This is a genomic window from Betaproteobacteria bacterium (assembly GCA_016720065.1).
Lineage (GTDB): Bacteria > Pseudomonadota > Gammaproteobacteria > Burkholderiales > Rhodocyclaceae > SSSZ01.
In genome coordinates, this window is sequence record JADJXY010000002.1 from 665,248 (window position 1) to 689,040 (window position 23,793).

A 23,793-nucleotide genomic window follows, 5' to 3' on the forward strand; every position below is an offset into this window, starting at 1 on the left:
CCGCCCCCGCCCGGGCGGGGGTGCCGGCGCCCGGGAGAGGGGGTGCCCTGGGGTATAATGCCGCCCTTCCCCCCGATCCCCCCAAGCCGCATACCATGGCCGCCATCCTTTGCCTCAAGGGCGATTCCGCCTTTTCCGCCTTTCGCCTGCAACGCCTGCATGATCGTCTCCGGGCGGCGCTGCCCGGAGTCTCCCGGGTGGAAGCGGATTATTGGCATGTGGCAGCCCTCAGGCGGCCCCTGGACGACGACGAGAGGCAGCGTCTGGCGACCCTTCTGGAGGAGCGTCCGGCGGGGGGCGAGGACGGCGAACTCTTCCTGGTGGTGCCGCGCATCGGCACCATTTCGCCCTGGTCGTCCAAGGCCACCGACATCGCCTGGAACTGTGGCCTGGAGGCGGTGGAGCGCATCGAGCGCGGCATCGCCTTCCGGCTGGTGCCGGAAGGCGGCCGCGCCCTGGGCGGCGACGAGCGCCGCGCCGTGGCCGCCCTGCTGCACGATCGCATGACCGAGACGGTGCTGGACGCCTTCGCGGCGGCGGGCGAACTGTTCCGCCACTTCGAGCCGCGGCCCCTGGCGAGGGTCGATGTCCTGGGCGGCGGCCGGCCGGCCCTGGTGGAGGCCAACGGCAGCCTGGGACTCGCCCTTTCCGAGGACGAGCTCGATTATCTGCTCGAACTCTTCGTCGCCGCGGGGCGCAATCCCACGGACGTGGAACTGATGATGTTCGCCCAGGCCAATTCCGAACATTGCCGGCACAAGATCTTCAATGCTTCCTGGATCGTCGATGGCCAGACCAGGGACAAAACGCTCTTCGGCATGATCCGCGAGACCCACGCCGCCCATCCCCAGGGCACCGTGATGGCCTATGCGGACAACGCCTCGATCATCGAGGGGGCCGAGATTCCGCGCTTCTACCCCGGTCCCGACGGCACCTACGGCTACCGCCAGGAACTGACCCACATCCTGACCAAGGTGGAAACCCATAATCACCCGACGGCCATTTCGCCCTTCCCCGGCGCTTCCACCGGCTCCGGCGGCGAAATCCGCGACGAGGGGGCCACCGGCCGGGGCTCCAAGCCCAAGGCCGGCCTGTGTGGCTTTTCCGTTTCCAATCTCGATCTGCCCGAGGCTCCACGGCCCTGGGAGCAGCCCTACGGCCGGCCGGCCCGCATCGCCTCGGCCCTGGACATCATGCTCGAGGGGCCCATCGGCGCCGCTGCCTTCAACAACGAATTCGGCCGCCCCAACCTGGCCGGCTATTTCCGCACCTACGCGCAGGCGGTGGGCGACACGGTGCGGGGCTACCACAAGCCCATCATGATCGCCGGCGGCATCGGCAACATCGAAGCCGGGCAGTCCTTCAAGGCCGAGACCTTCCCGCCGGGCACCCTGTTCGTGCAACTGGGCGGGCCGGGCATGCTCATCGGCCTGGGGGGCGGCGCCGCTTCGTCCATGAGCGCCGGGGTCAATAGCGAGGATCTGGACTTTGCCTCGGTGCAGCGGGGCAATCCGGAAATCCAGCGCCGCGCCCAGGAAGTCATCGACCGTTGCTGGCAGATGGGCCTTCCCAAGGGCGACGGCCAGGCGCCGGGGGACGGCAATCCCATCCTCTCGATCCACGACGTGGGCGCCGGAGGGGTGTCCAACGCCCTGCCGGAACTGGCCCATTCCGGCGGCGTCGGTGCCCGCTTCGAGCTGCGCCGGGTGCCCATCGAGGAGCCGGGCATGTCGCCGGCGGAAATCTGGTCCAACGAATCCCAGGAGCGCTACGTCCTCGCCATTCCGCCGGGGCGCATCGGCGAATTCCAGGCCCTGTGCGCCCGGGAGCGCTGCCCCTTCGCGGTGGTCGGCGAGGCCACCGCCGACGGCCACCTGACGGTCAGCGACGCCCATTTCGGCGTCAATCCCGTCGATATGGAAATGGAAGCCCTGCTGGGCAAGCCGCCTCGCATGACCCGGGACGTGGCCAGCCTGCCGCCGTCCTTCGTCCCCTTCGACGCCGCCGCCCTGGAACTGAAGGACGCCGCCTACCGTGTCCTGCGCCTGCCTGCGGTGGCCGACAAGACCTTCCTGATTTCCATCGGCGACCGCTCGGTGGGCGGCATGACCGCCCGGGACCAGATGGTCGGCCCCTGGCAGGTGCCAGTGGCCGACGTGGCTGTCACGACCATGGCCTACCAGGGCTATCTGGGCGAAGCCTTCGCCCTGGGCGAGCGACCCCCGGTGGCGGTGCTGGACGCCCCGGCTTCGGGCCGCATGGCGGTGGGCGAAGCCATCACCAACCTGGCGGCTGCGGCGGTGGGCGAGTTGGGCCGGGTCAAACTCTCGGCCAACTGGATGGCCCCCTGCGGCGTTCCCGGCGAGGACGCCCGGCTCTACGCCACCGTGGAGGCCGTCTCTGCCCTGTGCAAGCGTCTCGGAGTCTCGATTCCGGTGGGCAAGGATTCCCTGTCCATGCGCACCGCCTGGGAAGAGGGCGGTGAGAAGAAGCAGGTGGTGTCGCCCCTTTCCCTCATCGTCACGGCCTTCGCGCCGGTGGACGACGTGCGCCGCACCCTGACGCCCCAGTTGCGTACCGATCAGGGCGAAAGCGAACTCATCCTCCTCGACCTGGGGGCCAATCGCCTGGGGGGATCGGCCCTGGCCCAGGTCTATGGCGCCACCGGCAGCGACGCGCCGGATCTCGACGACCCGGCCCGCCTCAAGGGCCTCTTCGACGCCGTCCAGCGCCTCAATGGCGAGGGGCTGCTGCTGGCCTACCACGACCGCTCCGACGGCGGCCTTTTTGCCGCCGCCTGCGAAATGGCTTTCGCCGGCCACTGCGGCGTGACCCTGGATCTGGACGGCCTGTGCTACGACCCGCTGCTCCACGACGTGGACGGCAACGAAAAGAAGCCCGACCTGCTGGGCGGCCGCTCCTTCGAACTCCTGGTGCGAGCCCTGTTCAACGAGGAACTCGGCGCCCTCATCCAGACCCGGCGCGCCGACCGGGAGAAGATCACCCCGGTGCTGCGGGCCTGCGGCGTGCCCTACCATTTTGTCGGCCACCCCAACGAGGGCGACGAAATCCGTATCGTGCGCAATGCCCGCAAGGTGTTGCGGGAATCCCGCGTCGAGCTGCAGCGGGCCTGGTCCGAGACCAGCTTCCACCTGCAGGCGCGGCGCGACAATCCGGCCTGTGCCCAGGAGGAATACGACCGCATCCTCGATGCCGGCGACCCCGGTCTCACACCGCGCCTGAGCTTCAACCCGGCGGAGGACATTTCGGCCGCCTACATTGCCATCGGCCACCGGCCGCCCCTGGCCATCCTGCGGGAACAGGGCGTGAACAGCCATTACGAAATGGCCGCCGCCTTCGACCGGGCCGGCTTCAAGGCGGTGGACGTCCATATGAGCGACCTCCTGGCCGGCCGTGTCAGTTTGAAGGATTTCAAGGGCCTGGTGGCCTGCGGCGGCTTTTCCTACGGTGACGTCCTGGGGGCCGGCCAGGGCTGGGCCAGGACCATCCTCATGCACGCCGGCTGCCGCGACGAATTCGCCGCCTTCTTCGCCCGTCGCGATACCTTCGCCCTGGGGGTGTGCAACGGCTGCCAGATGATGAGCGCCCTGAAGTCCCTGGTGCCCGGGGCCGAAGCCTGGCCCGCCTTCCGGCGCAACACGGTGGAACAGTTCGAGGCCCGCTTCGTGATGAGCGAAGTGCTCGATTCGCCCTCGCTCTTCTTTGCCGGGATGGCTGGCTCGCGCCTGCCCATCGTCGTTTCCCACGGCGAGGGCCGGGCCGTCTTCGACGCGGCGGCGGACGCCGGCAAGGTGCTCGGCGCCCTGCGCTACATCGACAACCGGGGCCAACCCAGCGAGGTCTATCCCTACAACCCCAACGGCTCCCCCGGCGGCCTCACGGCGGTGACCACGGCGGACGGGCGCTTCACCATCATGATGCCCCACCCCGAGCGGGTCTTCCGCAGCGTGCAGATGTCCTGGCATCCCGACGGCTGGGGCGAGGATTCCCCCTGGATGCGCATGTTCCGGAACGCCCGCCGCTGGTTGGGCTGAAGCCGTCGTCCGGGCTCAGGGCCGGCCTGCAGAAGCTCGCGTTGCGAAGGGATGCGCCCTTCAGTCCGTGCAGGGCGAAGGGCGGCACTTCCTCAGCCGCCGCCCTGCTCGTAGGCCGACAGGGTGACCCCGGCCCGGGCCAGGCATTCCCGCAGATGCTTGATGTCCTGCTTGGAGCAGGTGGTGCTGTTGTGGGGATGGTGCAGGAAGAACTCCTGGCGGTTGAGCAGCACCCGGAAACGCGCCCCGTGGCCGGATTCCACCGTGGCGCCCAGGTGGGTGAGGAGCGACTCGACTTCGCGCCAGTGGATGTTGGCGCTCACCGGATCGTGATAGATGGCCTGCAGGAGGTGGAGATACTTGTGGCTCATGGTGCGGCTCCCGAGAGATGCGGACCAGTATAGCAAGGGCCGCCCCGGACCGAGCGCCCAAAGAAAAAGCCCCCGCAGGGCGGGGGCTCTCGGGGCAGGACGGACCGCGATCAGGCCGTCTTGCGGCGACGGGCAGCGGCCAGACCGGCGAAGCCCAGGCCCAGAAGCGCCAGGGAACCGGGTTCGGGCACGTTGCCGCCACGGGTGGTGACGGTCAGGGTGGCGGAGAAATACTCCAGGGGGTCGGCACCGACGGTGTCCTGGATGAACAGGGTCCAGTCGCCGAAAGCGTCTTGGCCGTCGAAAGAGGCCAGGCTGCCCACGGGGCGGAAGCTGCCGCCGGTAACAGCGCCACCGCCAACGGTGCTGGCAGCCTCGTCGTCGAAGCTGATGGTGACGACGCCGGCGCTGGAGTGGCCGGGGTAGGTATCCTGGTTCACCAGGTTGACCACGGTGCCGCCAGGGCTGGTCAGGCGGAAGACGATTTCACGGTCGAAGGATCCGCCGGGATTGACGCAGGCCGTTCCGCCGCTGACGCCCGGGTCGTCGCACTTGGAGAAGGTGATGGCGATATTGACGTCGGCGATGGCGCCGGCGCCCAGGGTCAGGGTGCGGGAACCCGAGCTGCTATCAAAAATGCCGTAGGTGCTGTTGGTGGTGGACAGCACGGCGGCGTTGGCGGCGAAGCCGGAGGCCAGGAGGGCGGCGGCGAGAGCGGATTTGACGAGTTTTTTCATGGTGGGCTCCGAAAAACGGGTTCAAGTAAGTGACGGAGCCTATTAAGCACGTCCCGTGCCATGGATTGAATATTGCAATAAATCAAGCGCTTGGGGTTCGGTGCTGCTATGACCTTCGTCAGGGGTGTAAAACCCTCCGACAGTTTTTCCGCGTTTTCCGGCCTTGCCGCCGGCCCGCGGCTGGTCAGTCCGGCAGTTCCTCTTGCCGCAGCAGGAAGACGTACTGGTCGCCTCCCCGGGTGTCGAGCCAGGTGAAGGGCAGGGCGGGGTAGGCCGCTTCCAGGGCGTCCCGGTTGTGGCCGATTTCCACCACCAGGAGCCCGCCGGGGTTCAGGTGTTGGCGGGCCTCGGCCAGCAGGACGTGGGTGAAGTCGAGGCCATCCTCACCGGAGCCCAGGGCGATGGCGGGCTCGTGGCGGTATTCCGGCGGCAGGGCGGCCACCGAGGGGGCGTCCACGTAGGGGGGATTGGACACGATGAGGTCGTAGCGCCGGCCGGCCAGGGCGGCGAAGGCGTCCGAGCGCAAGGGTTCGATCCGGTCGGCCAGACCGTAGTCGGCGACGTTGCGCCGGGCCACTGCCAGGGCGTCGGGGGAAATGTCGGCGGCGTCCACCCGGGCGGCGGGAAAGGCCAGGGCGGCGAGGATGGCGAGGCAGCCGGAGCCGGTGCACAGGTCGAGAATCGCGCCCACGGCGTCGGGGTCCTCGACCCAGGGGGTGAGTTGCTCCTGCAGCAGTTCGGCGATGAAGGAGCGGGGGACGATGACCCGCTCGTCCACCGTAAAACGGTGGCCCGCCAGCCAGGCTTCGCCAGTGAGGTAGGCGGCGGGCAGGCGTTCGTCGATGCGGCGCTGGAGAATCTTGAGCAATTTGTATTTTTCGTCGTCCAGCAGGCGGGCGTCGAGAAAGGGCTCCAGCCGGTCCAGGGGCAGGTGCAGGGTGTGCAGGCAGAGATAGGCCGCCTCGTCCCAGGCGTTGTCGCTGCCGTGGCCGAAAAAGAGGCCGGCGGCGTTGAAGCGGCTCACGGCCAGGCGCAGGAAGTCCCGCAGGGTGTGCAGTTCGTGGCGGGCGGGGTCGGCGCTCATCGCGGCAGGAGCAGGCTTTCCAGGATGCGCCGGTAAAGGGCCGAAAGGCGGTGCAAGGCGGCGACCTCGACGTGCTCGTCGATCTTGTGGCTGGTCGCATTCACCGGGCCGATTTCCAGAAGCTGCGGGCAGATGTCGGCGATGAAGCGGCCGTCGGAGGTGCCGCCGGTGGTGGACAGTTCGGTCGCGATACCGCATTCGGCGCGGATGGCGGCCATGGCGGCCTCCGCCAGGGGGCCGCGGCCGGTGAGGAAGGGGCGGGCGCCCAGGGTCCAGGCCAGGTCGTAGGCGAGGCCGTGGCGGTCGAGGATGGCCGTGAGGCGCTCCTGCAGCGATTCCGGCGTGCTGGCGGTGGAAAAGCGGAAATTGAACTTGATTTCGACGTGGCCCGGGACCACGTTGGTGGCGCCGGTGCCGCCGTGGATGTTGGAGACCTGCCAGGTGGTGGGGGGGAAATATTCGTTGCCCCGGTCCCACTCGGTGGCGGCCAGTTCGGCCAGGACCGGCGCCGCCTCGTGGATGGGGTTGCGGCCCAGATGGGGGTAGGCGATGTGGCATTGGACGCCCTTGACCGTGAGGGTGCCGGAGAGGGAGCCGCGGCGCCCGTTCTTGACCATGTCCCCCAGGGTATTGACCGAAGTGGGCTCGCCGATGATGCAGTAGTCCAGAGTCTCGCCCCGGGCCTTCAGGGCCTCGACCACGGCGACGGTGCCGTCGACGGCGTCGCCTTCCTCGTCCGAGGTGAGCAGGAAGGCGATGGAGCCGGAGTGCTGCGGATGGGCGGCGACGAAGGCTTCCACCGCGGTGACCGAGGCGGCGAGGGAGGATTTCATGTCGGCGGCGCCGCGACCGTACAGCAGGCCGTCACGGATTTCCGGTGCGAAGGGGGGCGAGGTCCAGGCCTCCAGGGGGCCGGTGGGCACCACGTCGGTATGGCCGGCGAAGCAGAAGAGGGGCTTGGCGGTGCCGCGCCGCGCCCACAGATTGGTGACGCCGCCGCGCGCGATGAATTCGGTGCTGAAACCCAGGGGCGCGAGGCGTTCGGCGATGAGATCCATGCAGCCCCCGTCGGCGGGCGTGACGGAAGGCCTGGCGAGCAAGGCGGTCGCCAGGGCCAGAGTCGGGTCGCTCACGCCTGGTCTTCCTCGGGTTCGTCGAGGCTGAGGGTAAATTCCTTGAAGGAGGTGCCGCCTTCGTTGGTGGAATCGAATTCCAGGGCCACGTCGGGGCGTTTTTCCTCCTTCGGTCCGGGGCCGCCCATTTCGGAGTTGTTGATGAGCCAGGACAGGTTGGTCGGGGAGTCCGCATTGAGCAGGGCCTCGTCCAGGGTGATGACCCCGTCCCGATAGAGGCGGAAGAGATCCTGTTCGAAGGTTTGCGATCCGGGGGCGAGGCTCTGCTCCATGGCGTCCTTGATGGCCTGCACTTCGCCCTTCTCGATCAGTTCCTGCACGTGGCGGGTGTTGAGCAGCACTTCGGCGGTCGGCGCGCGCTTGCCGTCGGGCTTCTTGACCAGGCGCTGGGAAACGATGGCGCGCAGGCTCACCGAGAGGTCGAGGTAGAGCGCCGGGCGGTTTTCCAGGGGGAAGAAGCTGATGATGCGGTTCAGGGCGTGATAGCTGTTGTTGGCGTGCAGGGTGGCCAGGCAGAGGTGGCCGGTCTGGGCGTAGGAAATGGCCGCCTGCATGGTCTCCCGGTCGCGGATTTCGCCGATCAGGATGCAGTCCGGCGCCTGGCGCATGGCGTTCTTCAGGGCGGCGTGCCAGTCGGCGGTGTCCATGCCGATTTCGCGTTGGTTGATGATCGATTTCTTGTGTTTGAACAGGAACTCGATGGGGTCCTCGACGGTGAGGATGTGGCCGGAACGATTGGCGTTGCGGTAATCCAGCATCGAGGCGATGGTGGTGGATTTGCCCGATCCGGTGGCGCCGACGATGAGGATGAGGCCGCGCTTCTCCATGATGAGCTCGGAGAGAATCTCCGGCAGGCCCAGGGAGTCCAGGGCCGGAATGTTGCCCATGATGAAGCGCACCACCATGCCGATGGAGCCCCGCTGGCGGAAGACATTGACGCGGAAATTGCCGACCTGGGGGATGCCGAAGGAGAGGTTCATCTCCATGGTGGCCTCGAAGGTCTTGATCTGATCCGGCGACATGAGCTCGAAGGCGATCTTCTCGATCATGTCGGGCAGCATGACCTGCTGGTTCACCGGCACGGTGTTGCCCTGGATCTTGATATGGATCGGCGCACCGGCGGTGATGAAGATGTCCGAAGCCTGCTTTTCGGACATCAGTTGGAAGAGCTTGTCGAGGATCATGGGCCTCCCCCAAAGATTTTTTAGTAGTCAGTCAGACAGGTTTGCGTCGATGCCGAGCAGCGCCCCCGCGCCCTGGCCGCGCGAAGCGAACCGCAGCCATAGCCCAAGCTATGGCGAGGACGAGTGACAGAGCGAGCGGGGATGTGGGGCGTGCCGAACATGGCTGAACGTATCTGCCTGACTACTAGTCGCGCAGCAGTTCGTTGATGCTGGTCTTGGAGCGGGTCTGGGCGTCCACTTTCTTGACGATGATCGCCGCGTAGAGGCTGTAGGCGCCGCCGGCCTTGGGCAGGGAGCCGCTGATGACCACCGAACCGGGCGGGATGCGGCCGTAGCTCACCTGCCCCGTCTCGCGGTCGTAGATGGGGGTGCTCTGGCCGATATAGACGCCCATGGAGACCACGGAATTCTCGCCCACGATGACGCCCTCGACCACTTCGGAGCGGGCGCCGATGAAGCAGTTGTCCTCGATGATGGTGGGGTTGGCCTGAAGCGGTTCCAGGACGCCGCCGATGCCGACGCCGCCGGAGAGATGCACGTTCTTGCCGATCTGGGCGCAGGAGCCCACGGTGACCCAGGTGTCGACCATGGTGGCTTCATCGACGTAGCCGCCGATATTGACGAAGGAGGGCATGAGCACGGCGTTGCGGGCGACGAAGGCGCCCTTGCGCACGATGGTGCCCGGCACCACGCGGAAGCCGCCCTGGCGGAAACGTTCCTCGCTCCAGCCTTCGAACTTGGTGTCCACCTTGTCGAAATAGCGGATGTCACCGGCCTGCTGCACGCGGTTGTCGCGCACCCGGAAGGAGAGCAGCACGGCTTTCTTGATCCACTGGTGGGTGACCCAGTCGCCGTCGATCTTCTCGGCCACGCGCAGGGCGCCGCTGTCGAGCTGCTCGATGACCTGATTGATGGCGGCCACCTGGGCGGCGTCGGAGGCGGGGGTCAGCTCGGTGCGGCGTTCCCAGAGTTCGTCGATGGTGGATTGCAGGGGGTGGCTCATGGAGGGTTCTCTCTCAGCGTTGTTGTGCGAACTGGCAAAGGCGGTCGGCGGCATCCAGGCATTCGTCCAGGGAAGCGACCAGGGCGATGCGGACGAAGCCGGCGCCGGGATTGACACCCCGGGCCTCCCGGGCGAGGAAGCTGCCGGGCAAAACGATGACATTATAGGCGGCGAAAAGCGCGCGGGCGAAGTCCGTATCGGCCCCCGGGGTGCGGGCCCACAGGTAGAAGCCGGCATCCGGGCGGGCCGTGCCCAGGACCTCGGACACCCGGGGCGTGACGGCGGCGAATTTCTCCCGATACAGGCGGCGGTTCTCCAGAACGTGGGCCTCGTCGTCCCAGGCGGCGGCGGAGGCGGCCTGGACGGGGGGGGAGAGGGCACAGCCGTGGTAGGTGCGGTACAGGAGGAAGGCCTTCAGGAGTTTGGCGTCGCCGGCGACGAAGCCGGAGCGCATGCCCGGCACGTTGGAGCGCTTGGAGAGGCTGGAGAACATCACCAGGCGCTCCGAACCGCGGCCCAGGAGACGGGCTGCCTGGAGGCCGCCCAGGGGCGGGTTGGCCTCGTCGAAAAAGATTTCCGAATAGCACTCGTCGGAAGCGATGATGAAGCCGTAGCGATCGGCCAGGGCGAAGAGGCGCTTCCAGTCTTCCAGCCCCAGCACCTTGCCGGTGGGATTAGCGGGGGAGCAGACGTAGAAAAGCTGCACCCGGGACCATTCCTCGGCGCTGAGGGCGTCCAGGTCGAAGGCGTAGTCGTCGTCGGGCAGGGTGTTGAGGAAGCGTGGCTCGGCCCCGGCGAGGTAGGCGGCGCCTTCGTAGATTTGGTAGAAGGGGTTGGGGCTCACCACCAGGGGTGTGCCGCCGCGAGCGGGGCCGATGACGGTCTGGGCGAAGGAAAAAGCGCCTCGCGGGAGCCATTCACCGGCAGGATTTCGCTTTCCGCGTCGAGGTCCAGGTCGTAGCGGCGCTTGCACCAGCGGGCGATGGCCTGGCGCAGGGCCGGAGTGCCCTGGGTGGTGGGGTAATTGGCCAGGCCGGCGAGGCCGGCGGTGAGCGCCTCGCGGATGAAGGCCGGCGTCGCGTGCTGGGGCTCGCCGATGGACAGCTTGATTTCCCGGTAGGCCGCATTGGGGCTCACGCCCGCGAAAAGCTGGCGCAGTTTCTCGAAAGGGTAGGGCTGCAGGCGGGCGAGATGGGGGTTCACGGCGGAGGGGCAAAAACGCGAAAGCCGGATTATCCCCGAAAACGCTTCGGGGCGGCATGCCCGGGGCCGGGGCGCCCGGAAGCCGACCCGGGCCTCGTCTCCGCCCCGGGCCGGGGCTGCTACACTTCGCCCATGCTGCATTTCCCGACTGCCGCCCGGGCCTGGCGCCCCGGATTCCCACTCCCTTTCAGCCTTCTGGTGGGCCGAATTGCCGGTCGCCTCGCCGGCGCGCGCCGTCCCATTGTCGCCATCGCGGCCTTTGCTGCTTTTCTGGCCGGCTGCGGGCCGGTGTGGAACGACCCCTATCCCGTCGACGAGTCGGGCCGCAACATCCTCTACACCGCCTTCACCGACCGGCCCAAGCACCTGGACCCGGCCCAGTCCTACACCGAGGACGAAATCACCTTCACCGCCCAGATTTACGAACCGGCGCTGCAATACCACTACCTCAAACGGCCCTATACCCTCATCCCCACCACGGTGGAGGCGGTGCCCGTGCCGCGCTTCTACGATGGGAAGGGCAAGGAACTGGCCGCGACCGCCCCGGCAGAGGCCGTGGCCGAGAGCGTCTATGAACTGAAGCTGAAGCCCGGCATCCGCTTCCAGCCCCATCCCGCCTTTGCGCTGGACGAGGCCGGGGCGCCGGTCTACCTGGGGGCGGGGAGTGCCGACGGGCGGCGCGCCGTCGCCGATTTTCCCCGCACCGGCACGCGGGAGCTCACGGCCGACGACTACATCTACCAGATCAAGCGCCTTGCCCATCCCCGCCTGCATTCGCCCATCTTCGGCATGATGGCCGAGCGCATCGTCGGCCTGAAGGAACTGGGGGAATCCCTGCAACAGGCGGCCAAAAAGCAGCCGCCCGACGCCTGGATCGACCTGGACGCCTACCCCCTGAGCGGCGTCGAGCGGGTCGATGCCCACACCTGGCGCATCCGCATCCGCGGGAAATATCCCCAGTTCCTCTACTGGCTGGCCATGCCCTTCTTCGCGCCGGTGCCGCGGGAGGCGGACCGCTTCTTCGCCCAGCCCGGCATGGCGGCCAAAAACCTCACCCTGGACTGGTGGCCGGTAGGCACCGGGCCCTACGTCCTGGCCGAGAACGACCCCAACCGGCGCATGGTCCTGGCCCGCAACCCCAACTACCACGGCCAGACCTACCCCTGCGATGGCGAGCCCGCCGACGGTCCGGCAGGACTCCTGGAGGATTGCGGCCAGCCGCTGCCCTTCATCGACGCCGCCGTCTTCACGCGGGAAAAGGAAGCCATACCCTACTGGAACAAGTTCCTGCAGGGCTATTACGACGCCTCGGGCATTTCCTCCGACAGCTTCGACCAGGCGGTGCGGGTGAATGTGGGCGGAGACGTGGCGCTGAGCGACGAAATGCGCGAAAAGGGCATCCGCCTCCTGACTTCGGTCAAGGCCTCGACCTTCTACATGGGCTTCAACCTGCTCGACCCGGTGGTCGGCGGCCTGGGGGAACGGGGAACCCGGTTGCGCCAGGCGCTTTCCATCGCCATCGACCAGGAGGAATACATTTCCATTTTCCAGAACGGTCGCGGCGTCGCGGCGCAAAGCCCCTTGCCGCCGGGCATTTTTGGCTACGAGGCGGGGGAGGAAGGGCTTGATACCGTGGTCTATGACTGAGACGGCAAACCCCGGCGCAAACCCGTCGAAGCTGCCAAGAAACTCCTGGCTGAAGCGGGTTATCCCAATGGCCGCGACGCCGCGACCGGCGAACCCCTGGTCCTCAACCTGGATACCACCGGCGGCGGCGTGGGCGAAAAATCGCGCCTCGACTGGCTGACCCGCCAGTTCGCCAAGATCGACGTGCAGCTCGTGGTGCGCGCCACCGACTTCAACCGCTTCCAGGACAAGCTGAAAAAGGGTGCTGTCCAGCTGTACTACCTGGGCTGGAACGCGGACTACCCCGACCCGGAGAATTTCTTCTTTCTCTTGAACGGTGCCGAAGGCAAGGTGGCGGTGGGGGGAGAGAACGCCTCCAATTACAGGAACCCCGGAGTTCGACGCCCTGTTCGGCCGCATGAAGGCCATGGACAACACGCCGGAGCGCCTGGAAATCATCCGCCGCATGAACCGCATCCTGCAGCGGGACGCGCCCTGGGTCTTCGGCCTGCACCCCAAGAGCTACACCCTGAGCCACTCCTGGTTGAAGAACCGCAAGCCCAACGACGTGGGCAACAACACCCTCAAGTACCAGCGTATCGACGCCGGGCTGCGCGCCCGCCTGCGGCAGGAATGGAACCGGCCGGTGGCCGCTCCCCTGCTGGTCGTCGTCGCCGTCCTGCTGGCTGCCGCGGTTCCCGCCCTCCTGGCCTACCGGCGGCGGGAGCGCCGCGCCGCCCGATGAACTGGGCCCTGCGGCAGGGCACCCTGGGCGAGGCCCTGGCGGCCTGCCGGCCCCTGTGGCATGCCCAGCCCTTCCGCGAGATCCGGCCGGCCTGGAGCGAGGCTCATCCTGCCCTGGCCGCGGAACTGCTGGCCCTGGACGATGGCGCCGCCGAGCATCTCAATGGGGACGGCGCCGCCGCCCGGAGCCTGGTCGCCCGCCATCTGCCGCAGGTCGCGGCCTTCGACGCGCTGCTGACGCTGGTCTCCGCACCGCCGGCCCCGGCCCCGGACCCGGGCCGCTTCTGGGACTGGGAAATCCCCGGGCGCAAACGCAGCCAGATCGTCGCCTTCGCCGCCGCTGCGCGGCACAGCGGCCGTCCGCTCCTCGACTGGTGCGGCGGCAAGGGCCACCTGGGGCGGCTCCTGGCCTTGCACTGGCAGGTACCCGCCACCAGCCTGGATCGGGACGCCACCCTGTGCGCCGAAGGGGAAGCCCTGGCCCGGCGCTCCGGCGCGACGCAGCGCTTCGTCACCGCCGATGCCCTGCAGGCCGAGGACCGCCTGGGCCCCGATCAGCATGTGGTGGCCCTGCACGCCTGCGGCGACCTGCACCGCCATGCCCTGCGGGTCGGGTCGGACAAGGGGGTGGCCGCTTTCGACCTTGCCCCCTGCTGCTACCACCGTGGCGTGCTCGCCCATTACCGGCCCCTGGCTGCCGCCTCCGCACTGGCCCTGACCCGGGACGATGTGCGCCTGGCGGTGACCGAGACCGTCACCGCGTCGCCCCGTCTCGCCCGGCAGCGAGACCGCGCCATGGCCTGGAAGCTGGGCTTCGACGCCTGGCGCCGCGGCGTGGAAGGCGATACCTACCGCCCCTTCCGCTCGCTGCCCGCCACCTGGCTGCGCCTATCCTTTGCCGAATGTTGCGCCCATCTGTCGCGGCGCGAGGGCCTCCCGCCCCTGGCGCCGGGGATGCCGCTGCCTGCGAGGCCGCCGGCTGGCGGCGGCAGCGGGAAGTGCTGCGGCTCTCCATCCTGCGCCACGCCTTGCGCAGGGCCCTGGAGATCTGGCTGGTGGGAGACCTTGCCGCTGCGCTGGAGGAAAAGGGCTACCGCGTGGCGGTGCACGAATTCTGCCTCCGGGCCGTCACCCCGCGTAACCTGCTGCTCTCGGCACGGGCCTGAAGCGCGGCGGCGCCTATTCGATGGTCAGCTTCGAGAACCAACGGGTTTCGGGAACGATGTCGGTACGCTCCCCGGGGCCGTAGGGCGGAATCGAGGGGTCGGCGGGAGGGGCGCCGATGGCGTTGAGGTCCACCGCCTGGGGCGTGCCGACGATGCCCTTGTCGGTGATCTGCATGCGGTAGTAGAGACCGTTCCACAGCTTGGCGCCGAAATCCTTGGGCGATTTGTAGAGGAAGAGCAGCGCATGCTCCAGCCAGCGCAGGTCGCCGGTGCTGACCTTGCCCGCGTGGGGGTAGGGGTAGGGCACATGGCACTGGAGTTCGTTGTTGCCCTCCAGGCACTTGAATTCCTTCATGGAGAGGAAGTAATCCTTGAAGCGGGCGTGGTCCAGGTGGAGTTCGAACGCGGTCTCCTGGCCGGCGGGCGTGGAACTTGACCGTCCCCAGGGGGATGGCCTGCCCCTCCCGGGTGTGCAGCACGATCTGGCGGGTGCCGCTCAGGTCCCAGGCCAGGGCAGGCAGAGGGGCGGCGAGGGTGGCAATGAGGCTGGCTAAGACGGCGAGGGGGCGGCGGATCATGGGGGTCTCCTGGAAACGAGGGGTATTTTAGCGTTCCCTAAAACAGAGGGTGGCGACGCAAAATGGTTCCCGGCCGCCACGCGCTAAAATGGCGGCCTCCTCCCTTGGCGTTTCCCATCATGACTGCACGATTCTTTGTGGCCCGCGACGGCCAACAGACCGGCCCCCATACCCAGGACGAAATTCGCGCCATGCTGTCAGCGGGCCGTGTCGGTCCCGGCGACCTGGCCTGGCAGGACGGCATGGCCGAATGGCGGCCCCTGGCGGAGGTGCTCCCCGCCGGTGCCGGGGTGGCGGCGATGGCCCTGCCGGGCGCCGCGGCGGCGGCCGGTGGTGGAGCCCTCAAATGGGGCCTGGGCGCCGGGGCGGCGGTTTTGGTGCTTGCCCTGGGCGGTGTGGGGGCCTGGCAGTATCAGGAACGGGAACGGCAGGTGGCGGAGCAGCAGCGCATCGCCCTGGAGCAGCAGCGTCGTGCCGACGACGAGGCGAGGGAGAACGAGCGCCGCCTGCGGGAAGAAAAGCAGCGGGCCGAGGAAGAGGCCCGCCGACTCGCGGAAGAGAAGGCCCAGGCCGAGGCCCGCGAACGGGAATTGCAGACCCGGCTGGAAGACGAGCGCCGCCAGGCCGAAGAGGAGCGGCGGCAGGAACGCCAGCGGGCCCGGGAACGGGAGCGCGAGCGGGCTCAGGAGCAGGAAAGGCAGCGCCAGGAATCCTACGAGCGCCAGCAGGCGCAGCGCTATCAGCAAAACCCCGCCTATGGTTACGGCACGCCGCAGCCCATTCCGGGGTCGCCGCCGGGGCTGTGCCGCGAGTGCGGCATCGTGCAGGCCGTGCGCCAGGTGAGCCAGCAGGGAGAAGGTTCCGGTGTGGGTGCCGTGGCCGGCGGCGTGGTGGGCGGTGTTCTTGGCAATCAGGTGGGCAAGGGCCGGGGCAAGACCGCTGCCACGGTCATCGGCGTCCTGGGCGGTGCCGTGGCGGGCCACCAGATCGAAAAATCACAAAGGAGCCGCGTGGTCTACGAGACCACGGTGCGCTTCGAGGACGGCAACGTGCGGGTCTTCGCCCAGGAAGGCCAGCCCTACTGGCGCCAGGGCGACCGGGTGCGCTATCTGAACGGCACCCTCAACGTCTATTGAGGCCCCGCGGCGCCGCGAACGCCTGGAAATCGGGCCGTTCGCAGGCCACCGCCGCGTTTTGGCGGCCGGACTGCTCAGCGCGAGCAGACCATACATCCACGAAAATCCGCTCGTCCTGAGCCTGTCGAAGGATGTGCGGATTTGCGCGGTCCAGCGGGACTTTCAGGCTCAATCGTGCAGGCGCACCGGGACGCCGCTCCAGGCGGGCAGGGCGTCGAGCAGGGCGGCGTAGCGATCTGGCGGGCGCAGGGGGGCGTCCACTTCCAGCAGCAGGCGGCCCTGGCGATCGGTGATGCGCAGGGTGCGACGCTCGACGTAGCTCACCGTGCGGGAGCCGGTGGCCAGGGATTCCTTGCCCTTGCGCCAGGTGGTCAGGAGCAGCAGGCCACCCACCTGCTTCCAGGCGATGGACGTCTCGCGGCCGCAGCGGTGCAGGACGACGCCCTGCCCGGAAACCACCAGGCGGGCGCGCCAGGCGCAGAAGGCGGCGCGCACGAAGAGCGGCGTGGCCAGCGCCATCATCAGGGCGGCGGGCCAGGACAACCAGGCTGTCCACAGGGTCTCCGGATCGGTCGCCAGCAGCCACGCGCCCACGCCGAGTCCGATGGCCCACGAGGTGGGGTGCCACCCGGCGCGGTGGCCGAGACGCAGTTGCAACGGAGTGTCGGGGGGAGGCTTGCCCGAGGCGGGCAGGGCGTCCATGGCCGGCCCGGGGGGTGAGCGGGACGGTGCCCCGCTCCCGCCGCAGCTTCAGGACATGGTGCATGCCGACGGCGACGCCCAGCAGCACGACGGCGGCGATGGCGACCAGGAGGACGATGGCCGGGAGGAGTTCGAGAGCGGTCTGCACGAAGGGCCGGATGGGGCGCGCGGTCGAGACTGTCCAGGTCTAGTAGTCAGTCAGATAGGTTCAGCACTGTTCGGCACGCCCCGCATCCCCGCTCGCTTCGTCGCTCATCCTCGCCATAGCTTCGGCTATGGCTGCGGTTCGCTTCGTGCGATCGGGGCGCGGATGCGCGCCTCGGCATCGACGCAAACCTATCTGACTGACAACTAGGGCCCAGCGGCGGGTTCAGTCGCCTTCCATGCGGGTGGCGGTGGCCGCTACCCGACCCTTCTGGATGTCGATATGGCAGACGGCGGCGTTGAAGACCCAGCCCTGGAAGTAGACGTCTCGTCCTTCCGGTTCCCGGGTGGGGACCTGACGCAAGCCGGCGGCGTCGGCCCGGGCGATGGCCTCCGCGGCGGCGGAACCCACGGGGCTGAGGGCGCAGAAGTCCCGGGCGGCGTCTGCGGCCCGCTGGTTGGCGTAGAGACCCCAGCCGACCAGGGCGGCGACGCCGCCCAGCGCCAGGGCCGCGATCAAGGCCGCCATGCGCAGGCAGCGGGCCAGGGGACCAGGCGTCATCCTAAGGGATCACTCCGACTTGGGCCGGCGCGGCTTGGCGGCGGAGGCGCCCCGTTCGGCAAAGGGTTTGGCGGCCTTGTAGGACGGCCGGTTCCAGCCGCCCTCGCCGCCGTCTTCCCGCCCGCTGTCGGGCCGCAGATTGATGGGAACGCCCTTGATGCGGGTGCGCTTCAGGAGATTGGCAACCTCCTTGGGCATGCCGGCCGGCAGTTCCACGGTGCTGCTTTCCTCGTACAAGGCGATGCGGCCGATGAAGCGGCTCTCGATGCCGGCTTCGTTGGCGATGGCGCCGACGATGTCTCGGACCTGGGCGCCGTGCTCACGGCCGACGTCGATGCGGTAGCGCACCAGGGCGCTTTCCCCCTCCCGGGCCACGGGGCGGGGGCGAGGGGGGCGTTCATCGCGGAACGGTGGAGCGCCTTCCGCCGCCGGCCCCTGTGGACGCTCCCCGCGGGGGAAGGCGGGGCGGCGCTCTTCCCGCGCCGCGGGGCGGGGAGAGAATTCCCGCTCCTGGCGCGGCGGCCGCTCGTCCCCCCAGCGGTCGCTGCGGGGGCGCTCCTGGGGCACGGGACGGGCGGGCGGGTCTTCCCCCGCCACCTGCAGGGGGCGGCCCTCCTGCGCCAGACGGGCCAGGGCGGCGGCGACTTCATGGGGGCCGACGTTCTGCTCCTCCTCGATCTGGGCGACGATGTCGGCGAAAAAGGCGAGATCCTCGGCGCCGAGCACTTCGGCCACCTTCTCCTTGAAGGCGGCGACCCGGCGATTGGTCACGTCCTGCCGCGAAGGCAGGGTCAGCGGGGCGATGGGCTGCCGCGTGGCGCGCTCGATGGTGCGCAGCATGCGGATTTCCCGCGGGGCGACGAAGAGGATGGCGTTGCCCGTGCGGCCGGCGCGACCCGTGCGGCCAATGCGGTGCACGTAGGCCTCGGTATCGTAGGGGATGTCGTAATTGACGACGTGGCTGATGCGCGGCACGTCGATGCCCCGGGCCGCCACGTCGGTGGCGATGACGATGTCCAGCGCACCGGACTTCAGTTGTTCGATGACCCTTTCCCGCATCTGCTGGTTGAGGTCGCCGTTCAGGGCGGCGGCGGCGTAGCCGCGGGCGGCCAGCTTGTCGGCCAGTTCCACGGTGGCGGTCTTGGTGCGCACGAAGATGATGGCCGCGTCGAACGCTTCCTCCACCTCCAGGATGCGGGTCAGGGCATCGAGTTTGTGCAGGCCGCTGACCTGCCAATAGACCTGGCGAATGGCGGCCACGGTGGCGGTGGCGGTCTTGATCTTGATTTCCCGCGGATCGACCAGATACTTTTGCGCCACGCGACGGATGGGCTCCGGCATGGTGGCGGAGAAGAGGGCCGTCTGGTGCGCCTCGGGGGGTGTGGTCGAGGATCCATTCCACGTCATCGATGAAACCCATGCGCAACATTTCGTCGGCCTCGTCCAGCACCAGGGTCTTGAGGGCGCCGAGGTTGAGGGTCTTGCGTTCCAGATGGTCCATGATGCGGCCCGGCGTGCCGACGATGACCTGGGCGCCGCGGGAAAGCTGCTTCAACTGGATGGTGTAGCTCTGGCCGCCGTAGATGGGCAGCACATGGAAGCCCGGGATGTTGTGAGCGTAGCTCTGGAAGGCTTCCGCCACCTGGATGGCCAGTTCCCGGGTGGGGCACAGCACCAGGGCCTGGGGTTCGGCCCGCTTGACGTCGATGGATTCCAGGATGGGGAGGGCGAAGGCGGCGGTTTTGCCCGTGCCGGTCTGGGCCTGGCCCAGAAGGTCGTGACCATCCAGCAGCACCGGAATGCACTGGGCCTGGATGGGGGAAGGGGTCTCGTAACCGATGGCCGCCAGGGTTTCGAGAACGGGGGTGGAAAGGCCGAGATCGGCGAAACTGTCGGCGGTGGCCATGGAAATTCCTTTGCGAGGGCGCCGCCAGGGGAGGGCGGCAGATGCTGCGGGGCCCGCCGGCCCGTCGATGGGGCCGCGCCTCTGAGGGCGCTGGCGGGGGTGATGCGCGGTGGGGTTTGCGGCGGGCGGGTCGATGCGGGGCATCGATCGCGAAACCGGGCTGAGGCGCTTGCGGGCCGCACTATACCGCAAAACCGCCGCAGGCGCCCGTTGAATGTTCCAAGTTATTGATAAAGCGAGTATTTTACCCGGGATTCCGGGCTTTCAGGCCAGACTCCCGCGGGGCACGGCCGGAAGCCGCTCGTCCTGGGCCGGATTGACCCGGCGCGGAGCGTTCATGCCTGCCGCGGCAGGTTCGGCAGGGGATACTTGCGGGCGAAGTAGACGTAGGCCGCCCGCAGGGATTCGGCCCGGGCGGGCAGAAAATCGTCGGCCGCAGCGGCGATCTGGTCGAGAAACATGTGGTGCAGGATGGCCAGACCCTGCTCCGAAGCGAGCAACTGACGCGCGAGGAGGGTGGATTCCTCGGGGCTCAGCCCGGTGGCGCCGGTGACGATGAAAACCGTCTCCCGGTCGAGGTCGATGAAATCCTTGATGTCGGTGATCGAAAGCATGGCCAGTCCTGGAGCAGACCCGGCGCTGGAAGGCGCCGGAAACCTGGGGAAAGGCCATTTTACCAGCCCTCGTTCAATGGCAATGGCATTTAATGCCCTGGAGTCCGGGGGGTGCTCGCAAGGAGGGTCGGGGTAATCCCCGATTCCCGTTTGCTTCAGGGGGCCAGGTGGGTGGCCCCGAAGCGTTTGAAGATGGCGGCGATGGTGCCGTCCCGGACCAGTTCCGCCATGGCGCCTTCCAGGGCGGTGGCGAGGTCCGGGGCTTCGGCCTTGACTGCCATGCCCAGAGGCCAGCGCGAAATGGTCATTTCCGGCAGCGCCGCCAGATCCAGGGCAAAGCGGGTGTCGCCGGCCAGGGCACCTTCGAGCTCGGCCCGGTTGGCCAGGACCGCCGCCACGGCGCCATCCCCCAGGGCCTTGACGCCTTCCTTCACCGTCTTGAAATGCACGACGTTGTCCCGCAGGCGGCCGCGCAGCACGGTCATGAGAAAAGAGTCGGCCATGCTCTCGGTTTCGACCGCGATCTTTTCCCGGGTGAAGACTTCCAGGGCCACGGCGGCGGAGCCGGTCGGCACCGGAACCCGGGAAGCGACTCGGGCCATGGCCACGGTTTCCATGTGGTAGGGGCCGAAAATCTTCACCTTGTCGTTGGCGTCGGAGAGGCGCTTGTCCACCGGGACGTGCAGCATCAGGTCGGCCGGGTCTCCGCGCAGGTAGTGGCCCTTCCACACCATGTTGCGCAGGTCGTCGTTCATGTCCTCATCGGCGTTGAAGCCGACGATGGCGGGGGTCAGACCGAGCTTGGCGGCCAGGGCCTTGCCGATTTCCACGTCGATACCTTTCTCGGCATCGGAATAGGGGGCGAAATTGTTGTAGACGGCAACGGACAGGCGGCCGCGCTTGCGGATCGCATCGTACTGTTCGTCTGCCAGGGTCGGCAGGGGGCTGCGAGGACGAGGGCGGCAAGGGCGGTGAGGAAATGGCGGCGTTCAAGAAGCATGGGTGTCTCCGATTCTGGTGCGGGTGAGCCGTTGGGCGGCTTCGGGATTTTCCCCATTCCCGCTCGGGCGGGCAGGGGACAGGGAGAATTTTAGGCAATTGGGCGGCAAGGGGAAGGTCATGAGGGAAATCGGGGCAAATTGCCTGCGGGGGGACCGCCGCGCAACCGGGGCGCCCCGTTCAGCGGAGAACCTTGCCGTCCCGCCCGATGAAGGTGATGTCCTGAAGCGGGAGCCCACGCGCTTGTCGGCGGCAAAGCGCAGCTTGAAGCCGCCCAGGTCCGTGTCCAGGGCGGCGAGGGCCTTGTGCAGGGCGGCCGGGCCCGGATTGGGGCCGGCGTTGCGCAGGGCCTCGATGAGGGCGCGCGTCCCCACGTATTCCTCGAAGCTGGTGTAAGTGGGTGCCGTCCCCGGTGCGAAGCGCGCCAGGGCCCCCTGGTACTCCTTCACCACGCGCAGGTGGTCGTTGAAGGGGGACGGCATGACCTGGGTGATCCCCACCCCCCGGGCGCTGTCTCCGGCGACCTGGCTCAACTCGGCGGCACTGACTACCGAGAGGCTGAACATCTGGGTGCCCGGATAGCCCGCCAGATAGGCCTTGATGAAGGCGCCCACAGGCCGCACGATGCCGACCAGAATCACCGCCTGGGGCGCCCCCCGGGCGATGTGCGCGACGGCATCCGCCACGGCTTCGGTGTTCTTTTCGTAGCTGCCCTTGCTCACGATCTTGAGCTTGTGCTGGGCCAGGGCCTTTTCCACCCCGGCCAGACCCGCTTCGCCGAAGGCGTCGTTCTGGTGGAAGACGGCGATGCGCTGGATACCGCTATTCACCAGTTGTTCCACCATGGCCTCCGTCTCGTCGCCGTAGCCGGCCCGGATGTGATAGATCTACGGATTGAAGGGGTGCGCAGGGCTCGCCGCCGGTATAGGGCGCCACCAGGGGAACATTGCTGCGGGCGAGAATGCCGTTCTTCAGGAGTTCCGCGATATTGCCGGTCCCCGCGTAGCCCACCAGGGCCACCGCCTTGTCGCGCTCGACCAGTTCCTCGGTGAGGCGCAGGGTCTCCGCCGTGCGGTAGCCGTCGTCCTTCACCACATGTTTCAGGGGTCTGCCATTCACCCCCCCGGCGGCGTTGGCGGATTCGATGGCCAGGCGTACGCCCAGCACCATCTCCTTGCCAGTCCCGGCGAGGCTGCCGCTGAGCGGGGCGCACTGCCCGATGACGAGGGGTTCGGCAGGGCTTGCGCCGGCAAGGCCCAGGAAGGCCAGGCCAAAGAGGACCGCGAGGATTCGGCAAGGGCGGGGGAGATTCATCGAGGCTCCATAGGGATTCGGGGGGACGGCATTATGCAATATGGAATCATCGTGGGCAATCGCCCCGCCGGCCTGGCGGGCGCCGCATCGAAGGGACTAGTCCAACCGGAAGGGACGGGGTCCGACCGATGGCGGCCGCGTTAGCCGCTTCTGCCGATATGGTGGCGGGATTGGCTTTGCTATAACTCGCGTTGATCGGCTGGGGAACGTGCGCCCTTCCCGGCCAGGCGATATCGACGCCCCACATTCAACGCAAACCAACCCGGAAACAGGAGACAGCCCGTGACACATTCCCCTCTTCATGCCGCCGCGCTGGCGGTGCTTCTTGCCAGTTTTTCCGCCCAGGCCGCCGACGAAGTCCGCAAAGACCCCGCCATGCTCAAGCTCGCCAGCACGGCCGGCTGCCTGACCTGCCATTCCATCGAATCCGGCAAGCCCGGTCCCGACGGGCAAAACCCATCGGCCCCGCCTGGAGCGACGTCGCCGCCCAGTACCGCGGCAAGCCGGCGGCCTCCCAGTTCCTCACCCGTGTGGTCCTGGAAGGCTCCAACCCCTACAGCAGCCACTGGCGCGGCAAGGTGAGCGGCATTGCCATGCCGCCCAACGCCGTCGCCATCACGGAAGGCGAAACCCGCCTCCTGGTGAGCTGGATTCTGGCGCTGTAGTCCGGCGGCTGGGTCGCAAGCACCCGGGGATCACAGAAGTTCCGTGACCCGTGCCAGGACGGCGCGAATGTTTGCCTCCACCGACCAGTCCGCGTGGCGCGCCGCGAACGCCTGGGCGGCCCGCCGCAATTCGGGCATGGCCACCGCCTGACGCAGGGCGGCCGCAAGGCCCCGTGAGCCGGGGTTGCCGCGCAGGCTCACGGTGACCCCCAGAGCCTCCTGGCGCTGGGCCGCCATGGCCGCCTCCTGGTGGAAGGGCAGGGTCAGGGCGGGAATCCCCGCCAGCAGAAAACGCAGCGTCGTCGCCTCCGCACCGTAGCTGAACAACAGGTCTGCTTCGCCCAGCAGCGGCGCCAGATCGATCAGTCTGTCCACCCGGCGGACGCGGCCGGCGTCGCCTGCACCCAGCCCCGGGGCGTAGGCCAGCACGTTCAAGCCGCTCGCTGCCAGACCCGCGAGAATGGCGTCGACGCCAGGCAGCTCAGGCTGCACAACCGCGAATATCCGCGGCCCGGGGCCCGGCAGCCAGTCTGCCCGCGGACGGGGCGAGGGATCGAAGAGGGGGCCGAAATAAGGCGCGGTGCCGCGCGGACCGTAATGGTCCAGCTCGGCGAAGGTCAGCAGGACGCGGGGCCGGTGGCGAGCAATCCGCCGAGGCTTTGCGGCAGACCTGCGAGCCGCTGCCCAGCGGCCCCCCGCAGGGCCGCCAGGGCGCTGGCTTCTTCCTGCCGGGCGGCGTCGGGCGTCGCCCCGGGAAACGGCGGCAACGGCCAGGGCGGCAGTTCGAAGCCGTTGCCCAGGGAAAGAGTGGGCAGCCCCAGCAGACGCGCCGCCACGCCCGCGGTCGGCGCGTGGTCCAGGATGACG

Annotated in this window: 17 protein-coding genes and 7 pseudogenes; 7 read left to right on the top strand and 17 right to left on the bottom strand. The window is 68.3% G+C overall.

What is annotated here, in order from left to right; translation table 11 throughout:
• Nucleotides 1-95: 95 nt before the first annotated feature.
• Nucleotides 96-4,055 carry a phosphoribosylformylglycinamidine synthase gene (gene purL, locus IPM73_06315; GenBank protein MBK8917665.1) on the top strand — a complete coding sequence of 1,320 codons (3,960 nt, stop codon included), beginning with the start codon at nucleotides 96-98 and terminating at the stop codon, nucleotides 4,053-4,055.
• Between the two features lie 92 nt (nucleotides 4,056-4,147).
• Here purL and IPM73_06320 read toward each other — a convergent pair whose 3' ends face one another.
• From IPM73_06320 to IPM73_06350, 7 genes and pseudogenes are all read right to left on the bottom strand, one after another.
• Nucleotides 4,148-4,426 (bottom strand): type II toxin-antitoxin system HicA family toxin, encoded by a 279-nt coding sequence (locus IPM73_06320; GenBank protein ID MBK8917666.1) that lies wholly within the window; start codon nucleotides 4,424-4,426, stop codon nucleotides 4,148-4,150.
• A 110-nt stretch (nucleotides 4,427-4,536) separates the two neighbouring features.
• Nucleotides 4,537-4,749 (bottom strand): PEP-CTERM sorting domain-containing protein, encoded by a 213-nt coding sequence (locus IPM73_06325; GenBank protein MBK8917667.1) that lies wholly within the window; start codon nucleotides 4,747-4,749, stop codon nucleotides 4,537-4,539.
• 598 nt (nucleotides 4,750-5,347) lie between these two features.
• The gene (gene prmB, locus IPM73_06330; protein MBK8917668.1) at nucleotides 5,348-6,247 is read right to left on the bottom strand and encodes a 50S ribosomal protein L3 N(5)-glutamine methyltransferase; all 900 of its coding nucleotides are present in this window, start codon (nucleotides 6,245-6,247) and stop codon (nucleotides 5,348-5,350) included.
• Entirely contained in the window at nucleotides 6,244-7,380 is a 1,137-nt protein-coding gene (gene dapE / locus IPM73_06335) for a succinyl-diaminopimelate desuccinylase (protein ID MBK8917669.1), read from the bottom strand. Before dapE ends, prmB begins: the two co-directional genes overlap by 4 nt.
• A complete protein-coding gene (locus tag IPM73_06340) occupies nucleotides 7,377-8,564 on the bottom strand; it encodes a PilT/PilU family type 4a pilus ATPase (GenBank protein MBK8917670.1) in 1,188 nt (395 codons plus the stop codon). Before IPM73_06340 ends, dapE begins: the two co-directional genes overlap by 4 nt.
• Before the next feature lie 184 nt (nucleotides 8,565-8,748).
• Nucleotides 8,749-9,567 (bottom strand): 2,3,4,5-tetrahydropyridine-2,6-dicarboxylate N-succinyltransferase, encoded by an 819-nt coding sequence (gene dapD / locus IPM73_06345; GenBank protein MBK8917671.1) that lies wholly within the window; start codon nucleotides 9,565-9,567, stop codon nucleotides 8,749-8,751.
• A gap of 13 nt (nucleotides 9,568-9,580) precedes the next feature.
• Nucleotides 9,581-10,911: pseudogene (locus tag IPM73_06350) on the bottom strand (succinyldiaminopimelate transaminase).
• On the opposite strand from IPM73_06350, the pseudogene IPM73_06355 reads away from it, so the two are divergent.
• The 3 genes and pseudogenes from IPM73_06355 to IPM73_06365 all read left to right on the top strand — a co-directional run bounded on the left by IPM73_06355 (nucleotide 10,903) and on the right by IPM73_06365 (nucleotide 14,306).
• Nucleotides 10,903-13,141, top strand: a pseudogene (locus IPM73_06355) (ABC transporter substrate-binding protein). The pseudogenes IPM73_06350 and IPM73_06355 sit on opposite strands and share 9 nt — an antisense overlap.
• Nucleotides 13,030-13,803: pseudogene (locus IPM73_06360) on the top strand (methyltransferase). The pseudogenes IPM73_06355 and IPM73_06360 overlap by 112 nt, the downstream one beginning before the upstream one ends.
• Before the next feature lie 239 nt (nucleotides 13,804-14,042).
• Nucleotides 14,043-14,306 (top strand): hypothetical protein, encoded by a 264-nt coding sequence (locus IPM73_06365; protein MBK8917672.1) that lies wholly within the window; start codon nucleotides 14,043-14,045, stop codon nucleotides 14,304-14,306.
• A 13-nt stretch (nucleotides 14,307-14,319) separates the two neighbouring features.
• Here IPM73_06365 and IPM73_06370 read toward each other — a convergent pair.
• A pseudogene (locus IPM73_06370) lies at nucleotides 14,320-14,884 on the bottom strand (hypothetical protein).
• Between the two features lie 119 nt (nucleotides 14,885-15,003).
• On the opposite strand from IPM73_06370, the gene IPM73_06375 reads away from it, so the two are divergent.
• Nucleotides 15,004-16,020 carry a DUF4339 domain-containing protein gene (locus IPM73_06375; protein MBK8917673.1) on the top strand — a complete coding sequence of 339 codons (1,017 nt, stop codon included), beginning with the start codon at nucleotides 15,004-15,006 and terminating at the stop codon, nucleotides 16,018-16,020.
• A gap of 168 nt (nucleotides 16,021-16,188) precedes the next feature.
• Here IPM73_06375 and IPM73_06380 read toward each other — a convergent pair whose 3' ends face one another.
• Nucleotides 16,189-16,722 (bottom strand): hypothetical protein, encoded by a 534-nt coding sequence (locus IPM73_06380; GenBank protein MBK8917674.1) that lies wholly within the window; start codon nucleotides 16,720-16,722, stop codon nucleotides 16,189-16,191.
• 55 nt (nucleotides 16,723-16,777) lie between these two features.
• Here IPM73_06380 and IPM73_06385 point away from each other — a divergent pair, with 55 nt between their 5' ends.
• The gene (locus tag IPM73_06385) at nucleotides 16,778-17,077 is read left to right on the top strand and encodes a hypothetical protein (protein MBK8917675.1); all 300 of its coding nucleotides are present in this window, start codon (nucleotides 16,778-16,780) and stop codon (nucleotides 17,075-17,077) included.
• Nucleotides 17,078-17,092: 15 nt separating this feature from the next.
• Here the strand turns inward: IPM73_06385 and IPM73_06390 are convergent, their stop codons facing one another.
• From IPM73_06390 to IPM73_06415, 6 genes and pseudogenes are all read right to left on the bottom strand, one after another.
• Nucleotides 17,093-17,428 carry a hypothetical protein gene (locus IPM73_06390; protein MBK8917676.1) on the bottom strand — a complete coding sequence of 112 codons (336 nt, stop codon included), beginning with the start codon at nucleotides 17,426-17,428 and terminating at the stop codon, nucleotides 17,093-17,095.
• A gap of 9 nt (nucleotides 17,429-17,437) precedes the next feature.
• Nucleotides 17,438-19,334, bottom strand: a pseudogene (locus IPM73_06395) (DEAD/DEAH box helicase).
• A gap of 335 nt (nucleotides 19,335-19,669) precedes the next feature.
• Entirely contained in the window at nucleotides 19,670-19,948 is a 279-nt protein-coding gene (locus IPM73_06400) for a hypothetical protein (GenBank protein MBK8917677.1), read from the bottom strand.
• Nucleotides 19,949-20,103: 155 nt separating this feature from the next.
• Nucleotides 20,104-20,948, bottom strand: a pseudogene (locus tag IPM73_06405) (transporter substrate-binding domain-containing protein).
• Entirely contained in the window at nucleotides 20,938-21,792 is an 855-nt protein-coding gene (locus IPM73_06410) for an ABC transporter substrate-binding protein (GenBank protein MBK8917678.1), read from the bottom strand. The pseudogene IPM73_06405 and the gene IPM73_06410 overlap by 11 nt, the downstream one beginning before the upstream one ends.
• The gene (locus IPM73_06415) at nucleotides 21,770-22,261 is read right to left on the bottom strand and encodes an ABC transporter substrate-binding protein (GenBank protein MBK8917679.1); all 492 of its coding nucleotides are present in this window, start codon (nucleotides 22,259-22,261) and stop codon (nucleotides 21,770-21,772) included. The genes IPM73_06410 and IPM73_06415 overlap by 23 nt, the downstream gene beginning before the upstream one ends.
• Before the next feature lie 282 nt (nucleotides 22,262-22,543).
• Here IPM73_06415 and IPM73_06420 point away from each other — a divergent pair.
• A pseudogene (locus IPM73_06420) lies at nucleotides 22,544-22,926 on the top strand (c-type cytochrome).
• A 30-nt stretch (nucleotides 22,927-22,956) separates the two neighbouring features.
• Here IPM73_06420 and IPM73_06425 read toward each other — a convergent pair.
• Together IPM73_06425 and IPM73_06430 are read right to left on the bottom strand one after the other, a co-directional pair.
• Nucleotides 22,957-23,418, bottom strand: coding sequence for a hypothetical protein (locus IPM73_06425; protein MBK8917680.1), 462 nt, complete (start codon nucleotides 23,416-23,418; stop codon nucleotides 22,957-22,959).
• 125 nt (nucleotides 23,419-23,543) lie between these two features.
• Complete coding sequence (locus IPM73_06430; GenBank protein MBK8917681.1) at nucleotides 23,544-23,762, bottom strand: hypothetical protein; 219 nt, start codon at nucleotides 23,760-23,762, stop codon at nucleotides 23,544-23,546.
• Nucleotides 23,763-23,793: the final 31 nt, after the last annotated feature.